At 65.1% G+C, this 16182-nt stretch carries 18 protein-coding genes; 10 read left to right on the top strand and 8 right to left on the bottom strand.

What is annotated here, in order from left to right; all coding sequences use genetic code 11:
• Positions 1 to 2: 2 nt before the first annotated feature.
• From paaD to paaA, 4 genes are all read right to left on the bottom strand, one after another.
• Positions 3 to 521, bottom strand: a complete 519-nt coding sequence (paaD, locus tag QPK31_RS06215) for a 1,2-phenylacetyl-CoA epoxidase subunit PaaD (protein ID WP_290422072.1) — start codon at positions 519 to 521, stop codon at positions 3 to 5.
• Complete coding sequence (paaC, locus tag QPK31_RS06210; protein WP_290422071.1) at positions 522 to 1274, bottom strand: 1,2-phenylacetyl-CoA epoxidase subunit PaaC; 753 nt, start codon at positions 1272 to 1274, stop codon at positions 522 to 524. It lies immediately after the preceding gene.
• A gap of 8 nt (positions 1275 to 1282) precedes the next feature.
• On the bottom strand, positions 1283 to 1567 hold the full coding sequence (gene paaB / locus QPK31_RS06205) for a 1,2-phenylacetyl-CoA epoxidase subunit PaaB (protein ID WP_020651929.1): 285 nt from the start codon (positions 1565 to 1567) through the stop codon (positions 1283 to 1285).
• 161 nt (positions 1568 to 1728) lie between these two features.
• Positions 1729 to 2718, bottom strand: a complete 990-nt coding sequence (gene paaA, locus QPK31_RS06200; protein ID WP_290422070.1) for a 1,2-phenylacetyl-CoA epoxidase subunit PaaA — start codon at positions 2716 to 2718, stop codon at positions 1729 to 1731.
• A 54-nt stretch (positions 2719 to 2772) separates the two neighbouring features.
• On the opposite strand from paaA, the gene paaX reads away from it, so the two are divergent.
• From paaX to QPK31_RS06175, 5 genes are all read left to right on the top strand, one after another.
• Positions 2773 to 3753, top strand: coding sequence for a phenylacetic acid degradation operon negative regulatory protein PaaX (gene paaX / locus QPK31_RS06195; protein WP_308633692.1), 981 nt, complete (start codon positions 2773 to 2775; stop codon positions 3751 to 3753).
• A 306-nt stretch (positions 3754 to 4059) separates the two neighbouring features.
• A complete protein-coding gene (locus tag QPK31_RS06190) occupies positions 4060 to 5193 on the top strand; it encodes a M14-type cytosolic carboxypeptidase (RefSeq protein ID WP_290422069.1) in 1134 nt (377 codons plus the stop codon).
• 52 nt (positions 5194 to 5245) lie between these two features.
• Positions 5246 to 5479, top strand: a complete 234-nt coding sequence (locus QPK31_RS06185; RefSeq protein ID WP_290422068.1) for a hypothetical protein — start codon at positions 5246 to 5248, stop codon at positions 5477 to 5479.
• 180 nt (positions 5480 to 5659) lie between these two features.
• A complete protein-coding gene (locus QPK31_RS06180; protein ID WP_290422067.1) occupies positions 5660 to 7180 on the top strand; it encodes an ATPase domain-containing protein in 1521 nt (506 codons plus the stop codon).
• The gene (locus QPK31_RS06175; RefSeq protein WP_290422066.1) at positions 7161 to 8873 is read left to right on the top strand and encodes a response regulator; all 1713 of its coding nucleotides are present in this window, start codon (positions 7161 to 7163) and stop codon (positions 8871 to 8873) included. Before QPK31_RS06180 ends, QPK31_RS06175 begins: the two co-directional genes overlap by 20 nt.
• 282 nt (positions 8874 to 9155) lie before the next feature.
• On the opposite strand, the gene QPK31_RS06170 is transcribed toward QPK31_RS06175, so the two are convergent.
• Both QPK31_RS06170 and pmbA read right to left on the bottom strand, forming a co-directional pair.
• Positions 9156 to 9395: a hypothetical protein gene (locus tag QPK31_RS06170; RefSeq protein ID WP_290422065.1), complete on the bottom strand. Its 240-nt coding sequence runs from the start codon at positions 9393 to 9395 to the stop codon at positions 9156 to 9158.
• A 10-nt stretch (positions 9396 to 9405) separates the two neighbouring features.
• The gene (pmbA, locus tag QPK31_RS06165) at positions 9406 to 10758 is read right to left on the bottom strand and encodes a metalloprotease PmbA (RefSeq protein ID WP_290422064.1); all 1353 of its coding nucleotides are present in this window, start codon (positions 10756 to 10758) and stop codon (positions 9406 to 9408) included.
• Positions 10759 to 10851: 93 nt separating this feature from the next.
• Here pmbA and yjgA point away from each other — a divergent pair, with 93 nt between their 5' ends.
• The 4 genes from yjgA to QPK31_RS06145 are packed head-to-tail and all read left to right on the top strand — an operon-like array spanning position 10852 to position 13007.
• Positions 10852 to 11454, top strand: a complete 603-nt coding sequence (yjgA, locus tag QPK31_RS06160) for a ribosome biogenesis factor YjgA (RefSeq protein WP_290422063.1) — start codon at positions 10852 to 10854, stop codon at positions 11452 to 11454.
• Entirely contained in the window at positions 11429 to 12061 is a 633-nt protein-coding gene (gene mog, locus QPK31_RS06155) for a molybdopterin adenylyltransferase (RefSeq protein ID WP_290422062.1), read from the top strand. Before yjgA ends, mog begins: the two co-directional genes overlap by 26 nt.
• Positions 12062 to 12089: 28 nt before the next feature.
• Positions 12090 to 12758 (top strand): alpha/beta hydrolase, encoded by a 669-nt coding sequence (locus QPK31_RS06150; RefSeq protein WP_229437405.1) that lies wholly within the window; start codon positions 12090 to 12092, stop codon positions 12756 to 12758.
• 51 nt (positions 12759 to 12809) lie between these two features.
• Positions 12810 to 13007: a hypothetical protein gene (locus QPK31_RS06145; protein WP_290422061.1), complete on the top strand. Its 198-nt coding sequence runs from the start codon at positions 12810 to 12812 to the stop codon at positions 13005 to 13007.
• A 90-nt stretch (positions 13008 to 13097) separates the two neighbouring features.
• On the opposite strand, the gene QPK31_RS06140 is transcribed toward QPK31_RS06145, so the two are convergent.
• Positions 13098 to 13652 (bottom strand): carboxymuconolactone decarboxylase family protein, encoded by a 555-nt coding sequence (locus QPK31_RS06140; RefSeq protein WP_290422060.1) that lies wholly within the window; start codon positions 13650 to 13652, stop codon positions 13098 to 13100.
• A gap of 120 nt (positions 13653 to 13772) precedes the next feature.
• Between QPK31_RS06140 and QPK31_RS06135 the strand changes: the two genes are divergently transcribed.
• On the top strand, positions 13773 to 15098 hold the full coding sequence (locus QPK31_RS06135) for an aspartate aminotransferase family protein (RefSeq protein ID WP_290422059.1): 1326 nt from the start codon (positions 13773 to 13775) through the stop codon (positions 15096 to 15098).
• A 194-nt stretch (positions 15099 to 15292) separates the two neighbouring features.
• Here the strand turns inward: QPK31_RS06135 and QPK31_RS06130 are convergent, their stop codons facing one another.
• Positions 15293 to 16141, bottom strand: coding sequence for a fumarylacetoacetate hydrolase family protein (locus QPK31_RS06130; RefSeq protein ID WP_290422058.1), 849 nt, complete (start codon positions 16139 to 16141; stop codon positions 15293 to 15295).
• Between the last annotated feature and the right edge of the window lie 41 nt (positions 16142 to 16182).

Here is a 16182-nt window from a genome sequence, read left to right as displayed (position 1 = left end):
GCTTAATGGCACTTGAAGTAATCGAAGGGCTCGCGGCAATCGAGGCATTTATACAAAGCCTTGCAGGGCGTGGAGCCGAACTGGCTGGTCAGCTGGGTGTGGCTCGAGCCACAGTTGGGGCAGGCCACCTCGGGCTCCTTGAAGGCGCCGCGCTTGACGCCGCCGCGCAGGCCGCTGATGTCGATGGCTTGCTCGACTGGCGGCGCGATGCCGTAGCCCTTCAGGGCGGCCTTGCCGGTCTCGCTCATCCAGTCGGTGGTCCAGGCGGGCGAGAGTTGGGTGACGATGCGCAGTTTGTCGACACCGCGTGCATGCAGGGCGTCGTTCACCGCGTCGGCAATCACCTGCATCGCGGGGCAGCCCGAGTAGGTGGGCGTGATCGTGACCACGCATTCGTCGCCCTCGAAGGCGACGTCGCGCACGATGCCGAGATCGACCACCGAGATCACCGGGATCTCGGGATCGGGCACCTCGCCGAGCCAGGACCAGACCTGCTCAGTGGTGACGCGCGCGGTGTCCACTTACCACTCCGCTCCGGGATAGGCGCGCTGCAGGAACTGCATCTCGGCCAGGATGTAGCCGAGGCGTTCGCTGTGGCGGCCCTGCTTGCCGCCGCGCTGCATGTAGGCTTCGGGCGATGGCATGGTGAGCGTGGCTTCTTCGAAGATGTCGCTCACGTGTTCGAGGAAGGCGGCGCGCAGGCCTTCAACCGGCGGGGCGATACCCTGCTCCACCATGGCGTTGTCGATGTCGTCGTAGAGGAAGACTTCGCCGGTGTACATCCAGAGTTCTTCGGCGGCGGCCTGCATCTTGGCGTGGCTGACGTCGGTGCCGTCGCCCAGGCGCACGACCAGGTCGCCGCTGCGGCGCAGGTGATAGGTCACTTCCTTCAGCGACTTCTCGGCGATTTCGGCGATGCGCGGGTCGGTCGACTTCAGCAGACCCTGCATCAGGAAGTAGTGCCAGGTGTCGAAGAATAACTGGCGCATCATCGTTTCGGCGTAGCTGGCGTTCGGCTGCTCGACCAGCAGGACGTTGCGGTACTGGTGCGCGTCGCGGTGGAAGGCGAGCCTGTCGTCGTCGCGGCCTTGGCCTTCGAGTTCGCCGGCGTAGGTGAGCCACATGCGCGTTTGGCCGAGCAGGTCGAGGGCGACGTTGGTCAAGGCCATGTCTTCTTCCAGAGCCGGGCCTTTGCCGCACAGCTGGGAGAGCTGCTGCGAGAGGATCAGGGCGTTGTCGCCCTGGCGCAGCACATATTCGAACTTGGCGTCCATGGTGGCACTCACAGGTTCTTCACTTCTTCCGGCATCGGGAAGAAGGTGGGGTGGCGGTAGACCTTGCTGTTGGCGGGCTCGAACAGGGCTTCCTTGTCGGATGGGCTGCTGGCCACGATGTCGGCGGCGCGCACGACCCAGATCGAGACGCCTTCGTTGCGGCGCGTGTAGACGTCGCGCGCGTTGTTGATGGCCATTTCGGCGTCAGGGGCGTGCAGGCTGCCGACGTGCTTGTGGGCGAGGCCGTGCTGGCTGCGGATGAATACTTCCCACAGGGGCCATTCTTTGCTCATGATGTGTCTCCGATGATGCGAGTTTATTTGTTCTGAGTGCTGCCTGTTTCGCGAGCGATGCTTTGCCGCTCGTGGTGCAAGGAGGCGTGCGTACCGCGTGGGCACGGGGTGCCCACCGTACGGTTCGAGCCGCGGGCCCAGGTTCGGGCCGCGTCCAGTTTTTACGCGGCTGCCTTCTTGGCGGCTTTCTTGTCAGCGTGGGCGACCAGGGCGTCGCGGAACCATTCGCCGTCTTCCCAGGCCGTCACGCGGGTGCGCAGGCGCTCGCGGTTGCAGGGGCCGTTGCCCTTCAGGACGTTGTGGAATTCGCTCCAGTCGATCTCGCCGAATTCGTAGTGGCCCGTCTCTTCATTGAACTTCAGGTCGGGGTCGGGGATGGTCAGGCCCAGGTATTCGGCTTGCGGCACGGTCTGGTCGACCATGCGCTGGCGCAGTTCGTCGTTCGAGAACAGCTTGATGCGCCATTTGCTCGACTGCGCGCTGTTCACCGATTCGGCATCCGAAGGCCCGAACATCATCAGCGACGGCCACCACCAGCGGTTCAGGGCGTCCTGGGCCATGGCCTTCTGCTCGGGCGTACCCTTGGCGAGGCTCATCATGATGTCGTAGCCCTGGCGTGCATGGAAGGATTCTTCCTTGCAGACGCGGACCATGGCGCGGGCGTAGGGACCATACGAGCAGCGGCACAGCGGGATCTGGTTGATGATGGCCGAGCCGTCGACCAGCCAGCCGATGGCGCCCATGTCGGCCCAGCTCAGGGTCGGGTAATTGAAGATGCTCGAATACTTGGCCTTGCCCGAATGCAGGGCGGCCAGCAGTTCGTCGCGCGAGACGCCCAGGGTTTCGGCGGCGCTGTACAGGTACAAGCCGTGGCCGGCTTCGTCCTGGATCTTCGCCAGCAGCACCGACTTGCGTTTCAGCGTCGGGGCGCGCGTGACCCAGTTACCTTCCGGCAGCTGGCCGACGATCTCGGAGTGCGCGTGCTGGGAGATCTGGCGGATCAGGGTCTTGCGGTAGGCCTCGGGCATCCAGTCCTTGGCTTCGATCTTGATGCCTTCGTCGATACGGGCCTGGAACGCCTGTTCCTCGGCACTCATGTCTTGTTCTGTCTGGACCTTTTTGAGGCCCGTTTCTACCATCTGTGCGTACATGGTCTGTCTCCCATTGCAAACATCGTGAAGCCATAATACGATACAGAAAACGAGATGTACACCAAAATTTTGAATCATATTGAGAAGCAAGGTTTTTCCGATTCCATGAAGCAAATGACCAGTCCCGAGTGGATCGCCCACTTCCTCGCCATCGATCCGCCGCGCTCGAAATCCCTGGTCATGACGGTGATGGGCGACGCGATTGCGCCCCACGGCGGCGCGGCTTGGCTGGGCAGCTTGATCGAGCTGCTGGGGCCGCTCGGCGTGACCGACCGCCTGGTGCGCACCAGCGTGTTTCGCCTGGTGCAGGAGGGTTGGCTGACGGCCAGCCGTGAGGGACGGCGCAGCCGGTATGGGTTCGATCCGAAGTCCCTGCCGCGCTTCCAGCGCGCCGACCGCCGCATCTACGCCCCGCCCGGCCTGCACTGGGATGGGCGCTGGACTTTGCTGCTGGCGCCGAACGGCAGCATCGATGGCGATTTGAGGACGGCGGTACGCAAGGAATTGCAGTGGGAAGGTTTTGCCATGCTGGGGCCGGGCTTGTTGGCGCACCCGGCCGGGGATATCGAGGGGCTGGCCGATGCCTTGCAACGCACGGGTGCGGCCGGCAAGGTGTTTGCCTTGAGCGCGGGCGAGTTGCCGGATGTGGGGTCGCGGCCCTTGGCGGAACTTGTGGGCGAAGGCTGGAATCTGACCGCGGTGGCCCAGGGTTACCGGGACTTCATCGCGCAGTTTTCGCCGCTGCTGGCCTTGTTGAAGGATGGGGCCGAGGTGGCGCCGGAGGCGGCGTTTGCGATGCGCTCGCTGCTGATCCACGCTTACCGAAGGCTGCAATTGCACGATCCGCTGTTGCCGGTCGAGTTGTTGCCGGATCCGTGGCCGGGGTCGGATGCTTACGAAGTGGCGCGCGCGATTTATGTGCGCGTGGCGCAGCAGGCCGAGGTGCATATCGATGCGGTGTTGCGACGCGAGGATGAAGCGGCGCCAAGCGCAGATGAAGCGTTTTACCAGCGGTTTGGCGGGTTGCGGGGTTGATCGTCGTATCGAATGGTGGGTTCGAGAACCCACCCTACCGGTTTGGCTCAACGTGCCGGGTTTTGTAGGGTGGGTTCTTGAACCCACCAATGTCACCGCGTAATGATCCGGGGCATGCATCGCGGGTTCGCATCTGTACCATACCGCGTGGACACAAGTGTCCACCCTACGAACCCCTGCCTTTGTAGGGTGGACTCCCGAGTCCACGCTGTGTCATCGCATGATCATCGGCACCGCATGGTGGGTTCTCGAACCCACCGATAAGCGAGTATGATCTCGGCTTTACGCCATCAACCAGGACACACCATGTCTATCAAGATCAGCAGCCAGTTCGACGCTGGCGCCATCGAGGTCGTGAACGCCACGAGCGCGAACGCCATCGACCTGAACATCCGCAAGGATTCGCACGCCGACATCACGCAGTGGTTCTACTTCCGCCTGCAGGGCGCGCAAGGCGAGCCGTGCACGATCCGCCTGCTGAACGCCGGCCAGGCCGCCTATCCGGCCGGCTGGGAAGGCTACAACGCGATGGCCAGCTACGACCGCGTCAACTGGTTCCGCGTGCCGACCTCGTACGACGGCCAGGTGATGACCATCGAGCACACCCCGGGCATGGACAGCGTCTACTACGCCTACTTCGAACCGTATTCGTGGGAACGCCACCTGGAGCTGCTCGACCGCGCCCAGATGAGCGAAAACGTGCGCATGCTCGACCTGGGTTCGACCGTCGACGGCCGCGACCTGAACATGCTGGTCATCGGCGAACCAGCCGAAGGCAAGAAAAAAGTCTGGGTCATCGCGCGCCAGCACCCGGGCGAAACCATGGCCGAATGGTTCGTCGAAGGCATGCTCGACGCCCTGCTCGACCCGGCCCATCCGTTCGGCCGCCAGCTGCTGAAGGAAAGCGTGTTCTACGTGGTGCCGAACATGAATCCGGACGGTTCCGTCCGCGGCAACCTGCGCACCAACGCCGCCGGCGCCAACCTGAACCGCGAATGGCTGAACCCGACCATGGAGCGCAGCCCGGAAGTCTTCCTGGTCAAGCAGAAGATGATTGACACCGGCGTCGACCTCTGCCTCGACGTGCACGGCGACGAAGGCCTGCCCTACGTGTTCGTGGCCGGCAGCGAATCGCTGCCGAACTTCACGCCCGAGCAGGCCGCCGCGCAGAAGCGCTTCAGCGACGACTTCATGATCGCCAGCCCGGACTTCCAGGACGTGCACGGCTACGGCGAAACGCCCTATTCGGAAGAGACCCTGACCATGGGCTCGCCGCACATCACCCACGCCTTCGGCTGCCTGTCGCTGACCCTGGAACTGCCGTTCAAGGACAACGCCAACGACCCGGACCCGCAAGTGGGCTGGGATGGCGCGCGCAGTGCCCGCCTGGGCGCAGCCGTGCTGCAGCCGGTGCTGCAGGCGATCCGCGCATTCAAGTAATCCACCATGCCCCGCTCGCCGGGGCATTTTTTCACCTTCAGGAACAACGCACATGTCCGTATTCGCAGCACCCGTATTCGATGCCACCGTCGTGTATCAGGGCGAAGAACTGTTCAAGGGCCGCGGCGCTGCCCAGGGCTGGGCCGACAAGGTCGCTCGGGAACTCGAGACCGATGTCACGGTCGAGAAGGTTGGCACCGGTTGGGTCCTGCGCGCCAGCGTCGACGGCGCCGACGTCAGATGGGGCATCCATGGCCAGCGCCTGGCGCGCCGCGACGCGGCCTGACATGTTGGAAATCCGCACAAGACCTGCTTTGTGGACGTCAGGCAAGGTATGCGGACCGGGCAGCTGGTCGAAGCGTTTTATAATGGCACGATCGGTAATGCCGGTATCCGGCATCACCATCACTTTTGGTAGGCATCTGCCGCAGCGACGCGGCGCGCCTCCAGCTAAACAGGCCGTTCCATGACTACCGCAACTTCGGCGCAGAGCGCGCCGTCCCCCTCCTCCGAACGCATGTCGACCGGCATCCCCGGCCTCGACGACATCCTCGGCGGCGGCCTGACCCCGCAGCGGGTCTACCTGGTCGAGGGCACGCCTGGCACCGGCAAGACTACCCTCGGCCTGCAATTCCTGCTCGACGGCCTCAAGCGCGGTGAGAGCGGCCTGTACATCACCCTGTCGGAAACGGCGGACGAACTGAAAGCAGTGGCCGCCACCCACGGCTGGACCCTCGACGGCCTGGCGATCCACGAACTGGCCAGCGACGGCGACCTCGACCTCGATTCCCAGCAGTCGGTGTTCCACCCGTCGGAAGTCGAGCTGAACGAAACCACACGCAACGTGATGAACGAGGTAGACAGCCTGAAACCGGTGCGCGTGGTCTTCGACAGCATGTCGGAAATGCGCCTGCTGGCCCAGAACCCGCTGCGCTACCGGCGCCAGATCCTGGCCCTGAAGCAGTTCTTCGCCTCGCGCGCCTGCACCGTGCTGCTGCTCGACGATAAATCGAGTTCCACCTCGGACCAGCACCTGCACAGCATCGCCCACGGCGTGATCAGCCTGGAGCAGATCGCCAAGGAATTCGGCAAGGAGCGCCGCCGCGTGAACATCCTCAAGATGCGCGGCATCCGCTTCCGCGGCGGCTTCCACGACTACGCCCTCGATACCGGCGGCATCGTCATGTATCCGCGCCTGGTGGCGTCCGAGCACATGCGCGACTTCACGCCCGCCATCAGCCCGACCGGCGCCGACAGTTTCGACGCCCTGCTCGGCGGCGGCCTGGCGCGCGGCACGAATACCCTGATGGTGGGCCCGTCCGGCATCGGCAAGACCACGCTCTCGGTGCGCTGCCTGCTGGCGGCGCTCGAGCGCGGCGAAAAGGCCTCGTTCTACCTGTTCGACGAAGGCCTGGGCACTTTCTTTGCCCGCAACAAGTCGCTCGGCATGGACCTGCGCCCGTATGCCGACAGCGGCCAGCTGCGCATGACCCACATCGACCCGGCCGAGCTCTCGCCCGGCGAATTCGCCCAGATGCTGCGCGACGCGGTCGAGCAGCACGGCGTGCGCTTCATCGTCATCGACAGCCTGAACGCCTACCTGCAGGCGATGCCGGGCGAGCAGTACCTGACCCTGCAGATGCACGAGCTGCTGTCCTACCTGAACCAGCAGGGCGTGACCACGGTGCTGGTGCTGGGCCAGCATGGCCTGATCGGCGAAGTGCGCAGCGACGTCGACCTGAGCTACCTGTCCGACACCACCGTGCTGCTGCGCTTCTTCGAAGCCAACGGCCGCCTGCGCCGCGCCCTCACCGTCATCAAGAGCCGCACCGCGACCCACGCCCTGACCATCCATGAGCTGCAATTGAGCCACGAAGGCGTGCGCATCGGCGCGCCGCTCGAAGGCTTCGAGGGCGTGCTGACCGGCCTGCCGACCTATCGCGGCGTCACGCCGATGATGACCACGAATGCTGATGTCACTTCCTGACAAGGACGAAGAGCGGGTCCTTATCTTCGCGCCGCGCGGGCGCGACGCCGAAGTCATGTGGGCGGTGCTGGAAGCCGACGGCTTCGGCTGCGCCACCGTGCCCGGATTCGACGGCTTTGTCGAACGCATCGAGGCCGGCGCGGGGGCCGCCATCGTGGCCGAAGAAGCGCTGGCCGATGTCGACCTCGGACGCCTGCACGACTGGCTCGGGCGCCAGCCGCCCTGGTCCGACTTCCCCTTCGTGGTCTTGCTGGGCAAGGCCATCGGCCCGGCGCCGGAAGGCGCGCGCGCCCGCGTGGCGGAACTCGGCAACGTGATCCTGCTCGAACGGCCGCTGAACGTCCAGACCCTGCGCAGCGCGGTGGGTTCAGCCCTGCGCGCACGGCGCCGCCAGTACCAGGCGCGCTCGGTGCTGGCCGACCGCGAGCACACCGCCGCCAATCTGCGCCGCAGCCAGGGCGACCTGCTCGATTTGAACGAAACCCTGGAAGCGCGTATCGAGGAACGCACGCGCGCCCTGGCCCAGGCCAACGACCGCCTGACCAACGAGGTGATCGAGCGCGAGCGCGTGCAGCAGGCGCTGGTCCAGTTCCAGAAGATGGAAGCGATCGGCCGCCTTACCGGCGGCATCGCCCACGACTTCAACAACCTGCTCAACGTGGTCCAGGGCAGCATGGACCTGATCCTGCTGAAGTCGAAGGACGAGTTCACGCGCAACCGCGCCGAGGTGGCGCGCCGCGCCTGCCAGCGCGGCGGCAAGCTCACCGCCCAGCTGCTGGCGTTCTCGCGCAACCAGAGCCTGGACCTGCGCCCGCTCGCCCTGGGCGCCCTGTTCGAAGGCGTGCGCGAGCTGGTGGCGACTTCGCTCGGCTCCAGCGTGCGCCTGGAGTTCCTGCTCGACGATCCGGATGCGGCCGTGATGGCCGACACCAACCAGATGGAGATGGCGCTCCTGAACCTGGCCATCAATGCGCGCGACGCCATGCCCGGCGGCGGCCAGCTGCGCTTCCATGCCGGCGCGGCCGTGCCGCCCGAGGGCCTGCTACCGGCCGGCGACTACCTCCGCATCGCCGTGGCCGACAGCGGCGAAGGCATGCCGCCCGAGATCATGGCGCGCGTGTTCGAACCCTTCTTCACCACCAAGGGCGTCGGCAAGGGCACCGGCCTGGGGCTGAGCCAGGTGTACGGCATGGCCCAGCAATCGGGAGGCGCGGCGCGCATCCTCAGCGAACAGGGCGTGGGCACCACGGTGGAAATCTGGCTGCGCTCGGCCGGCAGCGCGGCCGACCTGCCGCCGCTGGTGCGCTCGTCGGTGGCGGCGGCACGCCAGCGCGGGGCGCGCATCCTGGTGGTGGAAGATGATGCCTACGTGCGCCAGTCGGTGGTGGAGTCGCTGGAGGTGCTGGGGCACACGGTGGCCCAGGCGGCCGATGGCGAAGCGGGGCTGCGCGAACTGCAACGTGCGCGGCCGGATCTGCTCATTACCGATTACCTGATGCCGGGGATGACCGGGGCCGAGCTGGTACAGCAGGCGCGCGGCATCTATCCGGAGCTGCCGATGATGATCGCCACCGGGTATGCCGACATGCGGGTGATCGAAGAAGTGGTGGGGGAAGACATGGTGCTGAACAAGCCGTTCCAGCTGGCGGAGCTGGCGGCGAGCGTGGAGCGGGCGCTGAGCAAGCGGAATTAGCTCGCCCGCGGCGATTTACTCTCGTTGACGCTTCCCGTACGGTGGGCACTCCGTGCCCACGCGGTACGTACGTATCTGGAGTCACGTACGGTAAGGTATCGCCCGCACGGCATGCGACGGACGAAAATCCAATGTGACGTTCGTTTCCTGGTTCGGCGTTAGCGGGCGATAAGTCCCGACCAACGCGAAAAGGATGCGCACGTAACAGCGTGGGCACGGGGTGCCTAGCGCGGCCCGGCCCACGCTACGGTCTGCCGCCCGTCCGCGCGTTAATCCACTAGATTACAGCTGCACACCCAGGTGCTTCTCCACCCACGCATGCGCATCTTCGATCGAATCGAAATGCACGGTCGCAATCACCGTCTTGTCATGCGCCAGGCAGCTGGCATACACGCGCTTCTCGTCGGCGGAGCTGAGCAGGTCGGATTGCGGCGCCAGCTCGACCGATGCCACCAGGTCGAGGTTCAGCAGCTGCGCCTTCTTCGGGTTGTTTTCCTTGTCGATACGGACGAATTTGCTCATCTAAGACTCCTCAGCTGCCCGCAATAACCATCTTTTCGATCAGGATCGACCCGGTCGACTTGTTCCCGCGCGCCAGCACGTCGTTGCCGACGCCGACGATCTGCTGGAACATCTCGCGCATGTTGCCGGCAATCGTGATCTCTTCCACCGGATACTGGATCACGCCATTCTCGACCCAGTAGCCCGAGGCGCCGCGCGAATAATCGCCGGTGACGTAGTTCACGCCCTGCCCCATCAACTCGGTGACCAGCAGGCCGGTGCCCATCTTGCGCAGCATGCCCTCGAAGGTATCGGCACGCTTGGTGTCATCCGACGTGATCGACAGGTTGTGCGAACCGCCGGCATTCCCCGTGGTTTGCATGCCGAGTTTACGCGCCGAGTACGACGACAGGAAGTAACCCTGCAAGACGCCGTTCTCGATCACCTTGCGCCGCACCGTGCGCACACCTTCTTCGTCGAAGGGCGAAGAGCCGACTTCGCCGATCAGGTGCGGGTCTTCGACGATCTGGATGTGGTCCGGGAAGACCTGCATGCCCAGGGTATCGAGCAGGAAGGTCGACTTGCGGTACAGCGAACCGCCCGACACCGCCTGCACGAAAGCGCCCAGCAGGCCGGCGGCCAGCGGCGCCTCGAACAGCACCGGGCAGGTGCGGGTGTCGAGCTTGCGCGCATTCAGGCGCGCCAGGGCGCGTTCGGCGGCGTAGCGGCCGACTGCCTCGGGATTGGCCAGTTTCTTCGGGTCGCGCGCCGAGGTGTACCAGTCGTCGCGCTGCATCTTGTTGCCCTTGCCGGCGATCGGCGCCACCGACATGGTGTGGCGCGAGAACGGGTAGCCGCCGATGAAGCCGCGCGAGTTGGCCGCCACGAAATGCGACTGCTGCACGTAGACGCTGGCGCCTTCGCTGTTGCTGATGCGCGGGTCGACCTCAAAAGCCGCGTTTTCGCAGCGCTGGGCCAGTTCCACGGCTTGCTCGGTGCTGATCTGCCACGGGTAGCACAGGCGCAAATCGCGCGGGTTCATTTCCAGCATGTCGGCGTCGGGCAGGCCGGCGGCATCATCCTCGGCGGTGAAGCGGGCGATGTCCCAGGCCGCCTGCACGGTGGCCTTCAGCGAGGCTTCCGAGAAATCGGAGGTGCTGGCGTTGCCGCGGCGCTGGCCGCTGTACACGGTGACGCCGATGCCCTTGTCGCGGTTTTGCTCGATGGTCTCGATCTTGCCACGGCGCACTGATACCGACAGTCCGCTACCCTCGCTGATTTCCACCGCGGCATCGGAGGCGCCCGATTCGCGGGCAAATGCCAGCACGTTGCGCGCCAGTTCCCGCAACTGGTCCTGGGTGTGGGTAAAAGCGGAGTCGTTCATGTGTGTTTTTCGTAGCGAGCCCTAAAACAGTTATCATAGCAGCCGTTTACTGTTTTCACTGATCGGCCCAGTGCCAATCAAATCATCCATATCATGCCTAATGCAAACCGCGGCGCCGTTGGCTTCCAGTCCAGCGAGTTCGAGCAAGAATACGAACGCCCTTCCAAGTCCGAACTGAAGCGCCAGATGGACGAGCTGCAAAAGCTCGGCGCCCAGCTCGTCGCCGAGCCGCGCGACCGCGTCAAGCGCGTGCCGATGCCCGACGAGGTGAAGGACGCGATCCTGATGTGCCAGACCATCACCAACCACGAAGGCCGCCGCCGCCAGCTGCAATACGTCGGCAAGATGATGCGCACCCTGTCGGAAGAAGAAGTGGCTGTCATCCAGCGCACCATCGACAGCTGGAAAGGCGCCTCGAAGGCGGAAACCGCCGCCCTGCACGCGCTGGAACGCCGCCGCGAAAAGCTGCTGACCGACGACAAGGCCCTGACCGACCTGCTGACCGAGCACCCGGAACTCGACGTGCAGCACCTGCGCACCCTGATCCGCAATGCGCGCAAGGAGCAGGCCGAATCCAAGCCGCCGAAAGCCTACCGCGAACTGTTCCAGATCCTGAAGGACCTGGCCAAGCAGGACAAGGAAGGCAAGAAGGCCGCCAGCGAGGACACCGATGACGACGAGCCTGCAGACGAGTAAGGAAGTGGAACTGGTGATCGGCCTGGTCTCGGTCTCCGACCGCGCCAGCGGCGGCGTGTACGAAGACAAGGGCATCCCGGCGCTGCAGGACTGGCTGGCCGCCGCCCTCACCACGCCCTACCGCATCGAGCCGCGCCTGATCCCGGACGAACGCGCGCAGATCGAAAAGACCCTGGTCGAGCTGGTCGACGTGACCGGCTGCCACCTGGTGCTGACCACCGGCGGTACCGGCCCGGCGCGGCGCGACGTCACGCCCGAGGCCACGCTGGCTGTCGGCACCAAGGAAATGCCGGGCTTCGGCGAGCAAATGCGCCAGGTGAGCCTGGCCTTTGTGCCGACCGCGATCCTGTCGCGCCAAGTGGCCGTGATCCGCGAAACCGAGGACCATGCGGCCCTGATCATGAACCTGCCGGGCCAGCCGAAAGCCATCAAGGAAACCCTGGAAGGCCTGAAGGATGCCGACGGCAAGGTGCTCGTGAACGGCATCTTCGCCGCCGTCCCGTATTGCATCGACCTGATCGGCGGTCCCTACATGGAAACCGATCCGGCCATCACGAAGGCCTGGCGGCCGAAGAACGCCCAGCGCCCTGCCCCCGCTTCCGCCTAACCCTGACTCTGCTTAACCTGAGACCCGCATGAGCGACCTGCTGCAAAACATCGAAATCGAAACCGCGCCGAACCCGACGGCCGCGATCATCTGGCTGCACGGCCTGGGCGCCGACGGCAACGACTTCGTGCCGCTGGTGCGCGAACTCGACCTGAAGGGCCTGCCCGGCATCCGCTTCGTCTTCCCGCATGCGAAGACGATCCCGGTGACGGTGAACGGCGGCTACGTCATGCGCGCCTGGTACGACATCACCGGCGCCGAACTCACGCGGCGCGAAGACGAAACCGGCCTGCGCGACTCGCAGCGCGATGTGGAAGCCCTGATCGCACGCGAAAAGGCGCGCGGCATTCCGGCCTCGAAGATCATCCTGGCCGGCTTCTCGCAAGGCTGCGCCATGACCCTGCAGACCGGCATGCGCCACCCGGAAAAGCTGGCCGGCATGCTGTGCCTGTCGGGCTACCTGCCGCTGGCCGACAAGGTGGCGCACGAGCGCAGCGAACAAAGCATCGATACCCCGGTGTTCATGGCGCACGGCCGCCAGGACCACGTGGTGCCCTTCATCCGCGCCGAGCAGTCGCGCGACGTGGTCAAGGGCCTTGGCTACCAGGTCGAGTGGCATGAATACGCGATGCAGCATTCGCTGTGTTTCGAGGAAGTCCAGGACATCTCGGCCTGGCTGAAAAAAGTACTGGCGTAAGGCCTTAACCATCGGGAGCCTTGGCTCCCGTTTTCATTTGGAGGCCTGGAAATGGCAAAGAAAGAAGAGCTGGACGAAGAAACGCTGGCCTTGATCAACTGGTGCATCGAGGTGGAAGGCTTCCTCGTGGCCGGCGGGGCAACGCAGAAGCAGGCGCAGGAGCATATCGAGGAGCAGGTCGAGTGGTTTACGGACTTGTTCTATGATGGTCTCTCACCCGAAGAAGCAGCGAAAGAAGCCTTGGCGTAGGGTGGGTACTCGTACCCACCATGCGGAGCGTGATCAACCGGTAACGCTTGGTGGGCTCGAGAGCCCACCCTACAACGTCAACACCTACCATCACTCCGGCAGCGCCGCCGCGCTCGACACCGGCACCTCGGTCTGCGCGGTGTTCATCACCATCGCCAGGAAGGTGTAGTAGCCGGTCAGGCCCATCAAATCCACCACGCCCTGCTCGCCGAACAGCGCCAGCGCCTCGCCATAGGTGTGGTCCGAGACCCCTTTGTTCTGGTGCAGTTCGAGGCAGAAGTCGTGCACCACCGATTCGTCGACCAGCATGCCTTCCGGCCGGCGCCGGTGCGCAATGGCGTTGATCACATTCGGCGGAATGCCCACCTGGGCCGCGATCGGCGCGTGGATCGCCCACTCCACCCGCTGGTTCCACTGGCGCGCCGTGACCAGGATCGCCAGTTCCGACAGGCGCACGCCGATGGCGCTGCGGTAGCGCAGGTATTCGCCCATGCGCTGGGCGTTTTCCAATAATTCGGGGCTGCGCAGCAGCGGTACGAAGGGGCCGTAGAGGGCACCGCGCGGCCCCTCGATCACGGCCTGGGCGGCGCGGCGCTGGGCTTCGGTCAGCTGATCGGGCGGAATCGGGCGCAGGCGGTCGCTCATGGCAGGCGTAGCAAAAATGTCTATTGAGAAAAATATTCGCACAGCTTCCCGTAAAGATCAAAGGAAACCGTTGGCACGGCGCTTATTGTCAAACGTCAATCTTTCCTCGAAGGGGTAGCCATGAGCCATATCATCCACCGCAGCCTGCGCCAGACGCCGCCGCTGGCCGTTAGCGCCAGCGGCGTGACCGTGCGCGACAGCAGCGGCAAGACATACATCGACGCCAGCGGCGGCGCGGCCGTGTCTTCGCTCGGCCACGGCCACCCGCACGTGATCGCGGCCATGCACCGCCAGATCGATGCCTGCGCCTACGCCCACACGGCCTTCTTCACCACCGAGGTGGCCGAGGAACTGGCGGCGAAACTGGTGTCGAAGGCGCCGGCCGGCATCGATTCGGTCTACCTGGTCTCGGGCGGGTCGGAGGCGATGGAGACGGCGCTGAAGCTGGCGCGCCAGTACTTCGTCGAAAGCGGCGAATCCGAGCGCAGCGTGTTCATCGCACGGCGCCAGAGCTACCACGGGAACACGCTCGGCGCGCTGGCGGTGGGCGGCAACGAATGGCGCCGCAAGCCTTTCGCGCCGCTGCTGATGGACGTGCCGCGCGTGGCGCCCTGCTACGAATACCGCGACCGCGGCGAGCGGCAAACGCTGGACGACTACACCGCCGGCCTGCTCGACGAACTCGAAACGGCGATCATGAAGGCCGGGCCGGACAAGGTGATCGCCTTTGTCGCCGAACCGGTGGTCGGCGCCACCGGCGGCGCGATTCCGCCGACGCCCGGCTACTTCCGCGGCGTGCGCGCCATCTGCGACCGCCACGGCATCCTGTTCATCGCCGACGAGGTGATGTGCGGGATGGGGCGCACCGGGACCATGTTCGCGATCGAGCAGGATGGGGTGGCGCCGGACATCATCGCGGTGGCCAAGGGACTCGGGGCGGGTTACCAGCCGATCGGCGCGGTGCTGGCGCAGGGCGCGATCGTCGAGCGGCTGCGGCGCGGCAGCGGCAGCTTTTTGCATGGGCACACGTATATCGGCCATCCGGTGGCGGCGGCGGCGGCGCTGGCGGTGCAGGAAGTGATCGAGCGCGACGGCTTGCTGCAGCAGGTGCAGCGGCGCGGGGCCACCCTCAAGCGCATGCTGGGCGACGTGTTCGGGCAGCATCCGCATGTGGGGGATATTCGCGGGCGCGGGTTGTTCGTGGGGATCGAGCTGGTCAGGGATCGGGTGTCGAAAGAGCCGTTCGCGCCGCAGCGGCGGCTGCATGCGGCGATCAAGAACGAGGCGATGGCGCGCGGGCTGATGGTGTATCCGATGGGTGGGACGGTCGATGGGCAGCGCGGGGATCACATCTTGCTGGCGCCGCCGTTCATTGTGAGCGCGTCGGATCTGTCGGAGATCGTGGCGCGGCTGGCGGAAGCCTTGGATGCGGCGCTGGTGGCGTGATCAGGCGATAACGTCTCCCGTACGGTGGGCACTCCGTGCCCACGCGGAACGACGCGCTAACGAGACGCTCTTATAAACGTTGGCCGATGATCATTTGATCCGCGTCGAAATGAGCAGCCGCGACGCATGCATCCGCGTGGGCACGGAGTGCCCACCGTACGGTCATGGCCGCAGGCCATCGCGCGCGCTATCCTTTATTTCGGAAACGCCACCACTTCCGCCTGCTGCTCACCCAGCCCCGCAATCCCCAGGCGCAGCGTATCGCCCTTCTTGAGGAAGCGCTGCGGCGTGCGTCCCATCCCCACGCCCGGCGGCGTGCCGGTGGTGATGATGTCGCCCGGCTCCAGCGTCATGAAACGCGAGATATAGCTCACCAGCTGGGCCACCGTGAACACCATGTTGGCGGTATTCCCGGTCTGCATGCGCTTGCCGTTCAATTCCAGGTAGAGGTCCAGGTCCTGCACGTCGAACACCTCGTCGCGCGTGACCAGGAAAGGCCCTACCGGCCCGAAGGTGTCGCAACCTTTACCTTTATCCCACTGCGAACCCATCTCGAACTGGTAGGCGCGCTCGGTGACGTCGTTCACCACGCAATAACCGGCCACGAACTTCAGCGCCTCTTCCTCGCTCACGTACTGCGCGCGCGTGCCGATGACGACGCCCAGCTCGACTTCCCAGTCGGTCTTCTTCGAGCCCTTCGGCAGCTGGATCGCATCGTCCGGGCCGTTCAGGCAGCTGGTGGCCTTGGTGAAGAACACCGGTTCCTTTGGCACCGCGGCGCCGGTTTCGGCCGCGTGGTCGGCGTAGTTCATGCCCACGCCGATGAACTTGCCGACGCGCGCGACCGGCACGCCCAGGCGCGGATTGCCGCGTACCAGCGGCAGGGTCTTCCAGTCGACCTTGGCCAGCTTGCGCAGCGCCTTGTCGTTCAATACGGCGGCGTCGATGTCCTCGATCACGCCGGACAGGTCGCGCAGGCGCCCTTCTTCGTCGAACAAACCCGGTTTTTCCTTGCCCGGACGGCCATAGCGCACCAATCTCATCGTCTTATCCTGTGTCGTGCGTCCGCGCCACCATGGCATCG

Source organism: Massilia sp. YIM B02769, assembly GCF_030411995.1.
Lineage (GTDB): Bacteria > Pseudomonadota > Gammaproteobacteria > Burkholderiales > Burkholderiaceae_D > Telluria.
This window is presented reverse-complemented; position numbering and strand designations above follow the sequence as displayed.

Bases quoted from the DNA above. Each gene is read 5' to 3' on its own strand.
- QPK31_RS06135 (WP_290422059.1), top strand. From the start codon at position 13,773: ATGAGCCATATCATCCACCGCAGCCTGCGCCAGACGCCGCCGCTGGCC.
- QPK31_RS06190 (WP_290422069.1), top strand. From the start codon at position 4,060: ATGTCTATCAAGATCAGCAGCCAGTTCGACGCTGGCGCCATCGAGGTC.
- mog (WP_290422062.1), top strand. From the start codon at position 11,429: ATGACGACGAGCCTGCAGACGAGTAAGGAAGTGGAACTGGTGATCGGC.
- QPK31_RS06185 (WP_290422068.1), top strand. From the start codon at position 5,246: ATGTCCGTATTCGCAGCACCCGTATTCGATGCCACCGTCGTGTATCAG.
- paaB (WP_020651929.1), bottom strand. From the start codon at position 1,567: ATGAGCAAAGAATGGCCCCTGTGGGAAGTATTCATCCGCAGCCAGCAC.
- pmbA (WP_290422064.1), bottom strand. From the start codon at position 10,758: ATGAACGACTCCGCTTTTACCCACACCCAGGACCAGTTGCGGGAACTG.
- QPK31_RS06180 (WP_290422067.1), top strand. From the start codon at position 5,660: ATGACTACCGCAACTTCGGCGCAGAGCGCGCCGTCCCCCTCCTCCGAA.
- paaC (WP_290422071.1), bottom strand. From the start codon at position 1,274: ATGGACGCCAAGTTCGAATATGTGCTGCGCCAGGGCGACAACGCCCTG.
- QPK31_RS06150 (WP_229437405.1), top strand. From the start codon at position 12,090: ATGAGCGACCTGCTGCAAAACATCGAAATCGAAACCGCGCCGAACCCG.
- paaX (WP_308633692.1), top strand. From the start codon at position 2,773: ATGTACACCAAAATTTTGAATCATATTGAGAAGCAAGGTTTTTCCGAT.
- QPK31_RS06175 (WP_290422066.1), top strand. From the start codon at position 7,161: ATGCTGATGTCACTTCCTGACAAGGACGAAGAGCGGGTCCTTATCTTC.
- yjgA (WP_290422063.1), top strand. From the start codon at position 10,852: ATGCCTAATGCAAACCGCGGCGCCGTTGGCTTCCAGTCCAGCGAGTTC.
- paaA (WP_290422070.1), bottom strand. From the start codon at position 2,718: ATGTACGCACAGATGGTAGAAACGGGCCTCAAAAAGGTCCAGACAGAA.
- QPK31_RS06170 (WP_290422065.1), bottom strand. From the start codon at position 9,395: ATGAGCAAATTCGTCCGTATCGACAAGGAAAACAACCCGAAGAAGGCG.
- QPK31_RS06130 (WP_290422058.1), bottom strand. From the start codon at position 16,141: ATGAGATTGGTGCGCTATGGCCGTCCGGGCAAGGAAAAACCGGGTTTG.
- QPK31_RS06140 (WP_290422060.1), bottom strand. From the start codon at position 13,652: ATGAGCGACCGCCTGCGCCCGATTCCGCCCGATCAGCTGACCGAAGCC.
- QPK31_RS06145 (WP_290422061.1), top strand. From the start codon at position 12,810: ATGGCAAAGAAAGAAGAGCTGGACGAAGAAACGCTGGCCTTGATCAAC.